The organism is Bacillus sp. FSL K6-0073 (assembly GCF_038006085.1).
Classification (GTDB): Bacteria; Bacillota; Bacilli; order Bacillales; family Bacillaceae_G; genus Bacillus_A; species Bacillus_A cereus.
This window is the reverse complement of record NZ_JBBOUN010000004.1, coordinates 346,484-361,469: the sequence shown is the minus strand read 5'-3', so window position 1 is coordinate 361,469 and position 14,986 is coordinate 346,484. Positions and strand designations below refer to the sequence as shown.

Here is a 14,986-nt window from a genome sequence, read left to right as displayed (position 1 = left end):
AGGGGTACCGCCACATCGCTATCAAGCTAATAAAAAGAAATGCCCCCTAAAATGAAAAAATACGCTATTCTTTCTGTAGAATCATAGGAAAGGATGGCGTTTTTTATGTCTGTTTCTGTGTCTAACGAATTACAACTATTTGCTCAAGAGATTCAAAGTGCCCTATCTCCAAATGCCTTACGAGATATTGCTAGAGATGTTGGCTTTGTACAACGAACCAGTAAGTACCAAGCAAAAGATTTAGTAGCTTTATGTGTATGGGTGAGCCAAAATGTAGCTATGACTTCTTTAACTCAGTTATCTAGCTGTTTAGAAGCATCAACAGAAGTACTCATCAGTCCTGAGGGACTGAATCAACGGTTTAATAAGGCGGCCGTCCAACTTTTACAACACCTACTAGCCGAACTACTAAGCAAAAAATTGGCCGCATCTATGCCGATTTCTTCTCCATACACTTCTGTTTTCAAGCGTATTCGTATTTTAGATTCAACTGCATTTCAACTCCCGGATATATTTTCATCGGTTTATCCTGGTGCGGGAGGATGCAGCCATACAGCGGGAGTAAAGATACAGCTTGAGTATGATTTATTAAGTGGACAATTCCTTCATATTCATACAGGTCCAGGTAAACAACATGATCGAACCTACGGTTCCCTGTGTGCCCCAACTGTAACAGCGAATGATTTATGTATCCGAGATTTAGGTTATTTTCATTTGAAAGATCTTCAACATATACAAGATAAAAAGGCCTATTATATCTCACGTATTAAATCGAATACACGTATTTATCAAAAAAATCCAAACCCTGATTATTTTCAAGATGGCAGAATTAAGAAGGGTACAGAGTATATCCAAATAGATATGGAGGTTTTAATGAACTCTCTTCAGCCAGGACAAACATATGAAATATCCAACGCTTATGTAGGAATGACTGATAAAGTACCAACTCGTGTGATTGTTCATCGACTAACAAAAGAACAACAACAAAAACGATTACACGATCAAACGGTAAGAGAAAAAAAGAAAGGAATGAAGTATTCTGCTCGTAGTAAACGACTTAGCGGTATCAATGTATATAGGCCCAGTACCAGCGTTGCTGTAACCAGGGGCAAAGTAAATATTTTAAAACGTAAAGTTCTGGCTTCCAGAACTTTTTTATATGTTAAAATTTTCTTAATAGATAGGATAAGGAGGCACAATCAGATGAAACAAAATTGGGAGATAGGGGAGCTTATTGAACATTTTACAATTATCCCAGAAGAAATGCGCTTAATTGGAAATAAATATGGAAGCACACGACTTGGGTTTGCTGTTTCCCTAAAATTTTTTCAATATCAAGGTCGTTTTCCAAAAGGAAAACAAGAAATCAATAAACAGCTGATTGACTATGTTGCGAAACAAGTAGGAGTACCTGCCGATTCCTTTCAGGAATATGATTGGAACGGACGCTCTATTAAATATCATCGAGCACAAATCCGTGAATATGTGGGATTTCGAGAGAGTACTTCCGAAGATATGGAACAAATAAAGCTATGGCTACAAGCCAACATTCTGCCACAAGAACTACAAATAGATCGTGTACGAGAATATGTTTTACATCACCTCAGACACCAACAACTTATCCCTCCAACTCAAGACCAACTAGAGAGAAATATCAAATCAGCTATTCGCCAATACGAGGAACATATTTCACAATCCATTTTCACACAGCTTTCAGAGCATTCAAAATCCAAATTAGATGCCTTTATACGTACTTGGTCCCAAACAGAACAACTTGAAGAGGATCAAACTATCCTTAGTTTTCGGGAACTTGTATCTGATCCTGGAAGGATTGGGTTAGATAGTTTATTACAAGAAATAGAAAAGCTCCAAATTGTACGGGATATACAACTTCCATCAGATTTATTCTACGGTGTTCCACCTAAGATGATTCGAACGTACAGGCAGCGTGCGGTTTCTGAAGATATTAGAGAGCTACGTAGGCATCCAGACCCTATCCGTTACACATTATTAGCAGCTTTCTTTTGGTGTAGGGGTAGAGAAATTACGGATAATTTAGTTGAACTCATTATTCAAATTGTTCATCGTATTGGTGCTCGTGCAGAAAGAAAAGTCGAAAAGGAATTTTTACGTGATTTTCGCAAAGTAAGTGGTAAGACAAACGTATTGTTTCGTATGGCTGAAAAAGCAGTAGAACAACCAGATGGCATTATAAGAGATGTTTTATTTCCTGTCGTAGGCGAGGATACATTAAAAGACATTGTGAAAGAAATGAAGCATACAGGTCCCGCTTACAGACAAAAGGTTCATACAGTTATGAGATCTTCCTACGGCACTCATTATAGGAGAATGGTTCCTGCTTTACTGGATATTTTAGAGTTTCGATCGAACAATGACGTACATCGCCCTGTAATAGATGCAATTGATTTACTCAAGCAATATAAGCTTACCAATCAATATACATACAATGAAGCTGATTACATTCCGATAGAAGGAGTTGTAAAACCAGCATGGATTGATACAGTTATTGATAAAGAAACAAATCGTATCAATCGAATGAATTATGAAATCTGTGTTCTTCAAGCTTTACGAGAACGATTGCGTTGCAAAGAAGTATGGGTAGTTGGAGCAGACCGATATAGAAATCCAGAGGAAGATTTACCAGAGGATTTTGAACAAAACAGGGAAAAACATTACGAAGCACTACAGAAACCCCTTGAAGCACAAACACTTATTCAAGAATTAAAAAACAGTATGAATATAGCATTGGAAAAATTAAATAAACATGTGAAGAGCGATACTAAAGTACGAATTTTGAGTAAAGGAACTGGATGGATTTCTGTATCACCTTTGCAAGCACAGGATGAACCAGTTAATCTCAATCTCGTAAAGGCAGAGGTTATGAATCGCTGGCCGATGACCAATCTTTTAGATATTTTAAAAGAAGCGGATTTACGTGTTCATTTAACAGATACATTTCAAACATTAGGGAATCGAGAGATTCTCGATAAGGAGACACTTCAACGTAGACTTATTCTTTGTTTATATGGACTAGGAACGAACACAGGGGTAAAACGTATTGCTGCCGGAGACCATGGAGAAAGTTATAAAGAGTTGCTTTATGTGCGCCGTAAGTTTATTCATAAAGAAAATTTACGACAAGCCATCTCAAAAGTAACTAATGCTATTCTAGCTAGTCGTGTAACCGAAATATGGGGAGAAGGAACCACAGCATGTGCATCTGATAGTAAAAAGTTTGGAGCGTGGGATCAAAATTTACTAACAGAATGGCATATTCGATATAGAGGTCGGGGTGTAATGATTTATTGGCATGTAGAAAAAAACTCTACATGTATTTATTCACAACTCAAATCTTGTTCTTCTTCAGAAGTAGCTTCTATGATTGAAGGATTACTGCGGCATTGTACGAATATGGAGGTAGAGAAGAACTATGTAGATACACATGGACAAAGTGAAGTTGCTTTTGCTTTTTGTCATTTACTAGGATTTCAACTAATGCCAAGGTTTAAAGCTATTCATGCGCAAAAATTGTATCGTCCGGATGTAGGTATGCAAGACTCATACCCCAACTTGCAGCCAGTTTTAACTCGACCAATCAATTGGAATTTAATTGAACAGCAGTACGATCAAATGATTAAGTATGCTACAGCCTTACGGCTTGGTACAGCCGAAACAGAGGCTGTTCTCAAACGATTTACCCGTAACAGTGGGCATCCAACTTATCGAGCACTTAGTGAATTAGGAAAAGCATTAAAAACCATTTTTCTCTGTGAGTATTTATCATCAGAAGAAATTCGGAAGGAAATTCATGAAGGATTAAATGTAGTTGAGAATTGGAACTCTGCTAACAGTTTCATTTTTTATGGAAAAGGAGGAGAAATTCAAACAAACCGTATGGAGGATCAAGAGATTGCTGTACTTGCTCTTCATCTCCTCCAAAATTGTTTAGTATTAATCAATACTTTAATGATTCAAGAAGTTCTCTTAGACCAAAATAAATCTCTACTACAAAAATTAGTCCCAGAGGACTTTAGAGCTTTAACACCACTTATCTATGCTCACGTAAATCCATATGGGACATTCAAATTAAACATGAAGGAACGTCTAATACTCCAGAAACCTTCTTAAGATTGTTCAAATGAAAAGAAACTTCTTCAGAGTAATAGAAAGTTTCTTTTCATTTTTAATATATTAGTTAGTTCACTGTAACAAAAACGGTCGTTTTTATTACAACACTTTTAATCAAGATGTGCGACCGATTAAACTAGCAATTTGAACGTAACAAAAATGTGTAACAAAACATTTTTGTAACAATATTTACCACGATGCATTTTTGATACAATAAAAAGAAAAAAGGGAGAATTATATGAAATTTGGATATATGCGAGTATCTACAATTGATCAAAATTTAGATCGTCAAGAACAACAATTAAAAGAAGCTGGTTGTGAACGTATTTTCTTCGGAAAAGTAACTGGAATTAAAAGAAACCGCCCTGAGTTAAATCGTATTTTAGAATTTCTGCGTTATGGAGATACAGTAATAGTAACAGACTTGACCCGTCTTTCTCGTTCTACAAAAGACTTAATTGAAATTGCTGAACTCATTTCTCAAAAAGGAGCAAATTTAAAAAGTCTAAAAGAATCCTGGCTTGATACAACAACAGCACATGGAAAAATGCTCTTTACTGTTTTTGCAGGAATTGCTCAATTCGAAAGGGATTTAACCTCTGAACGTACAAAAGAAGGAATCCTAGCTGCAAAAACACGTGGCAAATACCCTGGAAGGCCAAAAACTGATGAAGAAAAAGTGAATTATGCCTTGTATCTTATAGAACAAGGAAGGAATCGTACGGATGCTGCAGAAAAATCGGGTATCTCTCGTATGACATTATATCGTAAGATACAACAAAAAAGTAACTAGTAAGACACATGTTGATTTTGAAAAAAGTTTGATTAAAATCATTAATACCAATGATTTTAATCAAACTTTTTTTCTATCTTGCATTTATTTAATAAAATGGATACATCATGTATTGTTATCGGTAACGGTGCATATCTTTTATAATGTTGTTTCATGTATTGAATGGCCAAATTAAAGGAGTCAATTTCCGATACATCATTCCCCTCTAATGTGATTACTTTCCAAAACCTTTCTATATCTTCCCTTATTTGCTTGGACCTCTCCTTTGAGATACCATCAAATAAAACGAGTTTAGAGCTTTTTATCTTCTTCTGCTGGTATAATTTCCTATACTTCTCCCTCAAAGTTGTTTCGTAAAGGGTAGTATCCTTATCAGTTTTTATAGTATACATGTCTCTTAAAGTAGATTCTATGTCTTTTATATGCATATGGTTTAGTTTATCAAGGGAAGAAGACCTTTTGTACACACTCGTTCTATTTTGTCTTGTTCTTTTCGTAGGCTTTACTCCAGCTTTTTTGGTCCGTATATTGGTATTAGATTTAACAGAAGTTTGTTGTTTATCCATTATTGTTTGAGTGGATGAAATATCTTCTTTATAATTTTCTTTAGATACTGTATCAGTAACTATATCTGATTTTACAATAACACCCTGTCTTGTTAAGATGATATAATTTTCCCCTTGAACTTTTTGTATATCCCCACACATAGATATAATTACTTTTACTATCCGTTTATCTTCTAGTAATTCAATAGGGATATTTATTACATTCGTCTCTAGGTAAAAGATAGAAAAGGCCGTTCCATATCCCATGATGAAACTATCTATAGTTCCTGTATACTTACTCAAATATGGTATGTCAAAGTATAAATAAGCTATTTCGTCAGTATTGAAACGTAATATTTCATTATAATCTGTATTCTGAGTTACCCATAAATCTCTTATAGAGTCATGTAACATTCCTTTTTTTGTTAAATGAAACCATAACCCATCACACTCTACTACAAGTTTTGAAAATCTCCCAATCACAACGAAATCTAACCAATACTTAGGAACTCCATATCTATTAGTCTCATAAACAGGTACTTGAGTATGAAATTGAATCCCATTCAATTTGAGATGCTCTTTTAACTTCAATTCATAAGGTGAATCCCCCCATATTTCTACATTCTTTAAACGTTGTTCTTTCGGACCTTTGTAAAATCTTAGGTTTGGTATTTAAAGAATTTGAATATCTTTTTTTGTATTAAATAGTTTCACTAAATTTTTAATGTATACTGTATCTTCTATATAGGTTATTACGATTTTATTTAATGCTTGAAAGCTATTTAAATCTTTGAAGGACTCTTTTAATCTCCAACCTGTAAAGTTTATGGCAAACAAACAAGTTCCATTCTCTTGATAAATGGCTACATCAATTGTTTCTTCAGAAACAAGATCTACAACTTCATTCCGAATGGCTAATAATCCATTATTTATAGCTATATCGACTATTCCATCAATAAGAAGGTTCTTAAAAGTTCTTACACTACTTATTTTCTTATACTTCTTTATCATGCAATACTGTTTAATTTCTTCTGCTAACCTTTTTAATTCACCTGAAAAATTAGATAATTCCAACGAGGTACTCTCCTTTACTACAGTTAATTAAAATAAACTTCTTTTTTAGTGTATATTAAAAGATTTAACAACATTTTATTTATCTCTTAATATAGCATCTTATAACATTTTATATAAGAAATAAAAAGGAAATTCCTACAAGTATGAATCCTATTAAAAAACTAAGCTCAACATAAAGAAATAAAAAACATAAAAAAACACAACAGCTTGGACACATTTTTTATAAATCCACAACAAATAAATGAAACAAAGTAGCAAATAATAACTAATTATTTGCTACTTTGCCCCTGGTTACAGCAACGCTGGTACTGAGCCTTATAAAGATTACCTGAAAATGTCTGGGGGAGAGAATCCTGAATTATTTGGAAATCCGGAGACGTTTATTAGTTCATCCACGATTCAAACTGGAATTGGCATTGTTGGTCGAATACTAGGAGCTTTAGGGGTTCCATTTGCTAGTCAGATAGCTAGTTTCTATAGTTTCATTGTTGGTCAATTATGGCCGTCAAAGAGCGTAGATATATGGGGAGAAATTATGGAACGAGTGGAAGAACTCGTTGATCAAAAAATAGAAAAATATGTAAAAGATAAGGCTCTTGCTGAATTAAAAGGGCTAGGAAATGCTTTGGATGTATATCAGCAGTCACTTGAAGATTGGCTGGAAAATCGCAATGATGCAAGAACTAGAAGTGTTGTTTCTAATCAATTTATAGCTTTAGATCTTAACTTTGTTAGTTCAATTCCATCTTTTGCAGTATCCGGACACGAAGTACTATTATTAGCAGTATATGCACAGGCTGTGAACCTACATTTATTGTTATTAAGAGATGCTTCTATTTTTGGAGAAGAGTGGGGATTTACACCAGGTGAAATTTCTAGATTTTATAATCGTCAAGTGCAACTTACCGCTGAATATTCAGACTATTGTGTAAAGTGGTATAAAATCGGCTTAGATAAATTGAAAGGTACCACTTCTAAAAGTTGGCTGAATTATCATCAGTTCCGTAGAGAGATGACATTACTGGTATTAGATTTGGTGGCGTTATTTCCAAACTATGACACACATATGTATCCAATCGAAACAACAGCTCAACTTACACGGGATGTGTATACAGATCCGATAGCATTTAACATAGTGACAAGTACTGGATTCTGCAACCCTTGGTCAACCCACAGTGGTATTCTTTTTTATGAAGTTGAAAACGACGTAATTCGTGGGCCACACTTGTTTGATATACTCAGCTCAGTAGAAATTAATACACGTAGAGGGGGTATTGCGTTAAATAATGATGCCTATATAAACTACTGGTCAGGACATACCCTAAAATATCGTAGAACAGCTGATTCGACCGTAACATACGCAGCTAATTACGGTCGAATCACTTCAGAAAAGAATTCATTTGCACTTGAGGATAGGGATATTTTTGAAATTAATTCAACTGCGGCAAACCTAGCTAATTACTACCAAAAGGCATATGGTGTGCCGGGATCTTGGTTCCATATGGTAAAAAGGGGAACCTCATCAACAACAGCTTATTCTTATTCAAAAACACATACAACTCTACAAGGGTGTACACAGGTTTATGAATCAAGTGATGAAATACCTCTAGATAGAACTGTACCGGTAGCTGAAAGCTATAGTCATAGATTATCTCATATTACCTCCCATTCTTTCTCTAAAAATGGTAATGTATACTATGGGAGTTTCCCTGTATTTGTTTGGACACATACTAGTGCGGATTTAAATAATACAATATATTCAGATAAAATTACTCAAATTCCAGCGGTAAAGGGAGACATGTTATATCTAGGGGGTTCCGTAGTACAGGGTCCTGGATTTACAGGAGGAGATATATTAAAAAGAACCAATCCTAGCATATTAGGGACCTTTGCGGTTACAGTAAATGGGTCGTTATCACAAAGATATCGTGTAAGAATTCGCTATGCCTCTACAACAGATTTTGAATTTACTCTATACCTTGGCGGCACAATAGAAAACAATAGATTTAACAAAACTATGGATAAAGGGGCATCTTTAACGTATGAAACATTTAAATTCGCAAGTTTCATTACTGATTTCCAATTCAGAGAAACACAAGATAAAATACTCCTATCCATGGGTGATTTTAGCTCCGGTCAAGAAGTTTATATAGACCGAATCGAATTCATCCCAGTAAATGCAACCTATGAAGCGGAACAAGATTTAGAAGCGGCGAAGAAAGCAGTGAATGCCTTGTTTACGAATACAAAAGATGGATTACGACCAGGGGTAACAGATTATGAAGTGAATCAGGCGGCAAACTTAGTGGAATGCCTATCGGATGATTTGTATCCAAATGAAAAACGATTGTTATTTGATGCGGTGAGAGAGGCAAAACGACTCAGCGAGGCACGTAACTTACTACAAGATCCAGATTTCCAAGAGATAAACGGAGAAAATGGATGGACGGCAAGTACGGGAATTGAGATTGTAGAAGGGGATGCTGTATTCAAAGGGCGTTATCTACGCCTACCAGGTGCGAGAGAAATTGATACAGAAACGTATCCAACGTATTTGTATCAAAAAATTGATGAAGGTGTATTAAAACCATACACAAGATATAGACTGAGAGGATTTGTGGGAAGTAGTCAAGGATTAGAAATTTATACGATTCGTCACCAAACGAATCGAATTGTAAAAAATGTACCGGATGATTTGCTGCCAGATGTATCTCCTGTAAACTCGGATGGTAGAATCAATCGATGCAGCGAACAAAAGTATGTGAATAGCCGTCTAGAAGTAGAAAACCGTTCTGGTGAAGCGCATGAGTTCTCTATTCCTATTGATACAGGTGAAATCGATTACAATGAAAATGCAGGAATATGGGTTGGATTTAAGATTACGGACCCAGAGGGATACGCAACACTTGGAAATCTTGAATTGGTCGAAGAGGGACCTTTGTCAGGAGACGCATTAGAACGCTTGCAAAGAGAAGAACAACAGTGGAAGATTCAAATGACAAGAAGACGTGAAGAGACAGATAGAAGATACATGGCATCGAAACAAGCGGTAGATCGTTTATATACCGATTATCAGGATCAGCAACTGAATCCTGATGTAGAGATTACAGATCTTACTGCGGCTCAAGATCTGATACAGTCCATTCCTTACGTATATAACGAAATGTTCCCAGAAATACCAGGGATGAACTATACGAAGTTTACAGAATTAACAGATCGACTCCAACAAGCGTGGGGTTTGTATGATCAGCGAAATGCCATACCAAATGGTGATTTTCGAAATGGGTTAAGTAATTGGCATGCAACGCCTGGCGTAGAGGTACAACAAATCAATCATACATCTGTCCTTGTGATTCCAAACTGGGATGAACAAGTTTCGCAACAGTTTACAGTTCAACCGAATCAAAGATATGTGTTACGAGTTACTGCAAGAAAAGAAGGGGTAGGAAATGGATATGTAAGTATCCGTGATGGTGGAAATCAAACAGAAACGCTTATTTTTAGTGCAAGCGATTATGATACAAATAATATGTATAATACGCAAGTGTCCAATACAAATGGATATAACACAAATAATGCATATAATACACAAGCATCGAATACAAACGGATATAACACAAATAGTGTGTACAATGATCAAACCGGCTATATCACAAAAACAGTGACATTCATCCCGTATACAAATCAAATGTGGATTGAGATAAGTGAGACAGAAGGTACGTTCTATATAGAAAGTGTAGAATTGATTGTAGACGTAGAGTAATAGTAGTGCCCCTCCAGATACAGGTTTCATTTGGAGGGGTATTTTTATGAAAAAGAGTCTTTCCAAACATAATACATTGGTTTTATCCTGATTACATATTTTGTGAATAGGAATATGGTTGGTTACCTTACGGTACCTTTTTATATCCACCGGCATTGGAAAATGTAAGAGGTAGGATAATGATATATAGTCCCTTCCCTACACATCAAATTCTTTCGAAAGTTTCTCGTGAATGAGAGTGAATATTTCTTTTTGTACTTTATTCAGGTCTTGTAAGAAAGGAATGGTATTCACACAAATAATGGGTGTGGATACGTCTGTTAAACCTGAGATATTTGTAATAATCAAGTCATAGTTTTTTGCAATCTGTTTAAATGAGCTGAGATGTAATACATCAATCTTAGATAGTTGAATCATATGACCAAATTGATACTGCATAATATTACGAATAAATAGGGTATGTTCCATATCTGAATCACAAAAAATGCCGACATAAAGAACAGGAACTTTCTGTTTTAAGGCTTGTAATAAGTTTGTCCAATGTATGATTAAAATATATAATGTTTCCGTAAAAATATGCGCATCCCATTTGAACTGTTCATGAAAGTGAAAGTGAGTTAGTTCTTCTTTTAAAAGCAAGACAAAGTATGAAAATTCGTGAGAATGATGTTCAGAAAAGAAACGTCTTTTATTATGTAAAATAAAACTACGTCCATAATTCATGGTTTGTAAATTGTATAACTCCAAAATGATTTTTTGTTTATTTTGAAGAGGCACCTGTAGTTTGTCGGATAGTCTATGCAATAAGTTTGAAATTTTAGGAACGATTTTCCATGCGTCATTTGATTTTTGTTGTACCATCATTTCTAATTGCTCATACGTAAATGCATACTGATGATTAAAAAAAACAGAGAAGAGCTGGTAAACAGTCTCATGATTAAAATCAAGAGAAAAGGTATCCTGGAACAATTGACAAAATGGGCTGTTTTCAAAAACGCTTACATCCAAAGGATTTGAAAAATCTTCTGAAATGGTTTTCATATGCCGGTGTTGTAAACGAATCACATTCACCATTGTCCAATACCGAATCCGTATGAGGTCTGGAAAATTTAGTTGTATCTGATTTTTTTTGGTAACATATAGAAAGAGTTGATCCAATACCTGTAGTTGATTGTTTGGAAAAGGGGTATGAGTTACACCATATTTCTCATAAAAAAACTGGACCATAATACTTCTAATATGTTGTTCATTTCCTATGATTTTACAAGGGTTTGTTTGAATGTGTATCTCATATTGTTCGAGATACACATTCAATTTTGTGACAATCCGCCTTAGGGTGGAAGTACTAAGAAATAATTCCTCCGCGATTGTCTCTATGTGATCTCTTTCATCAAAAAATATCCGTTCAATAAATGAAAACTCAGGACTTATAGATAAGACCTTTTGATATATAAAATCAATAGAATATTGTGAAGGATAGGTTAACATAATCCCTTTTATAGATGTCTCAATCTGAAAAGGTTGAAATTCTTGATTAATAAATTTAATGTCATCCCTCAAAATTCTTTCGGAACAATTCAGTGTTTGTGCACTTACTCCTAACGTATGCCATCCATCTTGTTCATATAGTAGTTCTAAGAATTGTAGTTGTCTGCGTAAATTGTTATTTAAAAGAGAACGCATGAATAGACACCTTCTTTCATTTATAAAATATCACTGATGGAATTCAAATGATGCCGATTATAAGGCGTTTTATGAAATGAACTACAGCGATTCCTTTGCTATAATTATAAAGCAAAAAACCTAAAAAGAAGAAACTGTATGCGGATTGTATTTCCATATCATATGTTATAGGAAATGGATTTGAAATGTGAAGTAGTTCCAACACCTTCTCGGACGTATATAAATAAAATATCATTTTGTTTTTGAGCCATGATAGCCCATGCACAAAACCTCGGAAAGATGAATTATAACCTGTATAGATTATGATTTAGAAATATTTTATTTATATATACTGTTTCAAGGTGTTTTTATTTTGGTGTTTTTTGATGATACGACAGGATGTAGGAAAAAGGAATACAAATATGAAAAGAGGCGATTGTATTGCTTTTTTATTTATTAGGTCTGAAAGATCCGTATACAAAAGATCATAGTAAAAGGGTAGCTATATATGCCACCATATTGGCGAAGGAGACAAAAGAATATAATCCAGATGCTCTTACCAAATTGTATCATTCCTGTTTACTACATGATATTGGAAAAATGAGAATACCAAATAAAATTTTAAAAAAATCCTCTTCTCTCACGAAAGAAGAATATGATGTGATGAAGTCACATCCAGAACGAGGCTTACAAGTCGTCAACTTGTTTCCTTTTCTCCCTGTTGATTCTTCCATTATTCTTTCTCACCATGAAAAGTGGGATGGAAGTGGGTATCCGAATGGCTTAAAAAGACATGAGATACCGTTAAGCGCAAGGATTGTGGCGATTGCGGATGCATTTGACGCCATGACATCCACACGAGTGTATCGAACTGCATTGACACCAAAAGAAGCGTACGATCAGATTATAAAGGGAGCAGGCACTCAATTTGATCCCGAATTAATAAATATCTTTAAAAAAGTATTTACTTCTTGGATAAAAATCATCCGGATGGATGTAAAGTAAATACACGGATTAATATGATGTTTAAAAGGTTAGGGCTATTTGATAGTAGTGATGTCCTGATAAGGAATAATGAGGTCGATTGCTGGTGAATAGATACGTAAGCTTGAAACGACATGACAAGTATATTTATTCAATCATAACTGGTACGCCAACAACTTTGTGAATAAGTAAACAAGTGAGAGGGTTGTATTTTCAATCCTGTTGAACTTAGTTGTTGCTCGCCTAACATTTTGGTAAAGAGGCAAAAATCCTTATTAATTCTCTTGCTATATTTTATATTCAATCAACGGAGTGGATGTCTTTTAATGGGGCGATGTTTTACTACTCAAAGCATACCATTAGATTTCTTTATCCATTAGTAACAAATTGTTTACTTCTCAGCTTATCATTCAATACCTTTTAAGATAAAAAACATGTTGTTGTTCGATGTAACAAGATTCTTACTCATATATGGAGGACAAAATGGAGATAAAAGATTTTTTAACGGAAAATGAGTCGGATATAAAACGGAAAATCCAAATATTAGAGTTGATATCGAAAGAAAAAAGATGGTATACCTATACTGAAATTTCACAATGTATACGTGCTTCACATAAAACAATCAAAAATGATTTAGTCCATCTAACAGAGGTTTTGCCCCCTACATGGCACATTAAGATAAAGAAAGGGTATGGAGTACAGGTGGAAATCCCATCTCACGCATCTGTTCAAGAGATGATTTCTTTTTTTCTTAGAGAATCTTTGACTTTTCAGATATTAGATGAATTATTGCGCGATAAAACCGCCACTGTGTATAGCTTGGCTGAAAAGTTATATATCCAACCGAATAAAATCGCAAAAGTTGTAAAAAAAATAGACAATGAAATCCGTCATTTTGGATTAGAAATTCGAAAAAAACCGATTAGAATAATGGGCAGTGAAGCTAAAATTCTTTATTTGTTTACGAAATTGTATACAAGTGTGTATTTAAACGGAGAATGGCCCTTTCACCAAAGCCAAGAGATTATCCATTCATTTATAAAAAAAATAGAAAGGCAATTAAATATTCTATTTACTGTAGATAGCAAGCATCAACTTTCTTATTTTATCGCAATTCTAGTAATAAGAAAGAAGCAAGGATATACAGTAGAATGGATTCCCCCTTTTTCAAAATTCAATCTTGATACACCGTTATATCATCATGTATCCGTATTGGTTGAAGAGACAAAACAGGATTTTCATCTTCACTTTTCAACGTATGAAAAAATTATTTTGACCATTGTACTAAAAAGTTTAAATTACAGCTATATAGATCCAATCCAGGAAAAAAAGCAAGAAATGCAAATCTTTCATCAACAAGAAATACAAGTGTATCGAATTGTAAAAGATTTTATACATATGTTAGATGAGCGATTTGGGTCTAGTTTTATCGAAGATGAAGAATTTATTTATACGGTCATTCTCCATTTTAGAAAGACTCTCTATTTTCTTCCTATTTATTCTTATATTCAACCAAAAGAAGAAACAGTCCATACGTATATGCAGCAAAAATATAATCAAACATTTCTTCAAGTGAACGAAGTCTATCATACATGGGTACAAAAACATCAAATCGCTGATTATGTACCAAATAAAGAAATCGTAAATATTGTATTACAGATTGAAGCATCTCGAATTCAAAATAAAAACACTTCAAAAAAAGTGCTAATCATTACGAAAGAACGAGATTGTTGGAAAAATTATATGATAGCTGTTTTAACAGAAAAGTTCGGTGGAAAGATAGAATTTATATCTTTTTCTTCCGCAGAACAAATAAGAGAAAATGAATTAGCAGAAGTGCAGTGTATAGATTTTGTTGTATCGACAATCCCTTTACGTTTGAAATCGAATCCAGTGATTCAGATCCAACCTATCCTGACAGAACGAGATTTCTCTAACATCCAATATTATGTGAATCAATAACGTAATTGTATTTTATAGAGAATGTCCTTTACGAATCCATCTATACTTAGAGCG

General features: G+C 34.4%; 8 protein-coding genes and 1 pseudogene. 6 read left to right on the top strand and 3 right to left on the bottom strand.

Annotation, left to right across the window (positions count from 1 at the left end):
* Nucleotides 1–105: 105 nt before the first annotated feature.
* From MHB52_RS35715 to MHB52_RS35705, 3 genes and pseudogenes are all read left to right on the top strand, one after another.
* Nucleotides 106–1,095: pseudogene (locus MHB52_RS35715) on the top strand (IS4 family transposase); the annotation flags it as partial.
* Nucleotides 1,096–1,185: 90 nt separating this feature from the next.
* The gene (locus MHB52_RS35710; RefSeq protein ID WP_340769272.1) at nucleotides 1,186–4,149 is read left to right on the top strand and encodes a Tn3 family transposase; all 2,964 of its coding nucleotides are present in this window, start codon (nucleotides 1,186–1,188) and stop codon (nucleotides 4,147–4,149) included.
* A 238-nt stretch (nucleotides 4,150–4,387) separates the two neighbouring features.
* A complete protein-coding gene (locus tag MHB52_RS35705; RefSeq protein WP_061663369.1) occupies nucleotides 4,388–4,942 on the top strand; it encodes a recombinase family protein in 555 nt (184 codons plus the stop codon).
* A gap of 56 nt (nucleotides 4,943–4,998) precedes the next feature.
* Here the strand turns inward: MHB52_RS35705 and MHB52_RS35700 are convergent, their stop codons facing one another.
* Both MHB52_RS35700 and MHB52_RS35695 read right to left on the bottom strand, forming a co-directional pair.
* Nucleotides 4,999–6,078: a hypothetical protein gene (locus MHB52_RS35700; protein ID WP_061663367.1), complete on the bottom strand. Its 1,080-nt coding sequence runs from the start codon at nucleotides 6,076–6,078 to the stop codon at nucleotides 4,999–5,001.
* 81 nt (nucleotides 6,079–6,159) lie between these two features.
* Nucleotides 6,160–6,561, bottom strand: coding sequence for a hypothetical protein (locus MHB52_RS35695; protein ID WP_061663365.1), 402 nt, complete (start codon nucleotides 6,559–6,561; stop codon nucleotides 6,160–6,162).
* A gap of 334 nt (nucleotides 6,562–6,895) precedes the next feature.
* Here MHB52_RS35695 and MHB52_RS35690 point away from each other — a divergent pair, with 334 nt between their 5' ends.
* Complete coding sequence (locus tag MHB52_RS35690; protein ID WP_340769245.1) at nucleotides 6,896–10,324, top strand: insecticidal delta-endotoxin Cry8Ea1 family protein; 3,429 nt, start codon at nucleotides 6,896–6,898, stop codon at nucleotides 10,322–10,324.
* 198 nt (nucleotides 10,325–10,522) lie between these two features.
* On the opposite strand, the gene MHB52_RS35685 is transcribed toward MHB52_RS35690, so the two are convergent.
* Nucleotides 10,523–12,007 carry a helix-turn-helix domain-containing protein gene (locus MHB52_RS35685; protein WP_061663435.1) on the bottom strand — a complete coding sequence of 495 codons (1,485 nt, stop codon included), beginning with the start codon at nucleotides 12,005–12,007 and terminating at the stop codon, nucleotides 10,523–10,525.
* A 420-nt stretch (nucleotides 12,008–12,427) separates the two neighbouring features.
* Here MHB52_RS35685 and MHB52_RS35680 point away from each other — a divergent pair, with 420 nt between their 5' ends.
* Nucleotides 12,428–12,991, top strand: coding sequence for an HD-GYP domain-containing protein (locus tag MHB52_RS35680; protein WP_061663436.1), 564 nt, complete (start codon nucleotides 12,428–12,430; stop codon nucleotides 12,989–12,991).
* Nucleotides 12,992–13,453: 462 nt separating this feature from the next.
* Nucleotides 13,454–14,932, top strand: a complete 1,479-nt coding sequence (locus MHB52_RS35675) for a BglG family transcription antiterminator (protein WP_340769241.1) — start codon at nucleotides 13,454–13,456, stop codon at nucleotides 14,930–14,932.
* The last annotated feature ends 54 nt before the right edge of the window (nucleotides 14,933–14,986 follow it).

Coding starts and splice junctions, on each gene's coding strand:
- MHB52_RS35705 (WP_061663369.1), top strand. CDS start 4,388: ATGAAATTTGGATATATGCGAGTATCTACAATTGATCAAAATTTAGAT.
- MHB52_RS35690 (WP_340769245.1), top strand. CDS start 6,896: ATGTCTGGGGGAGAGAATCCTGAATTATTTGGAAATCCGGAGACGTTT.
- MHB52_RS35685 (WP_061663435.1), bottom strand. CDS start 12,007: ATGCGTTCTCTTTTAAATAACAATTTACGCAGACAACTACAATTCTTA.
- MHB52_RS35675 (WP_340769241.1), top strand. CDS start 13,454: ATGGAGATAAAAGATTTTTTAACGGAAAATGAGTCGGATATAAAACGG.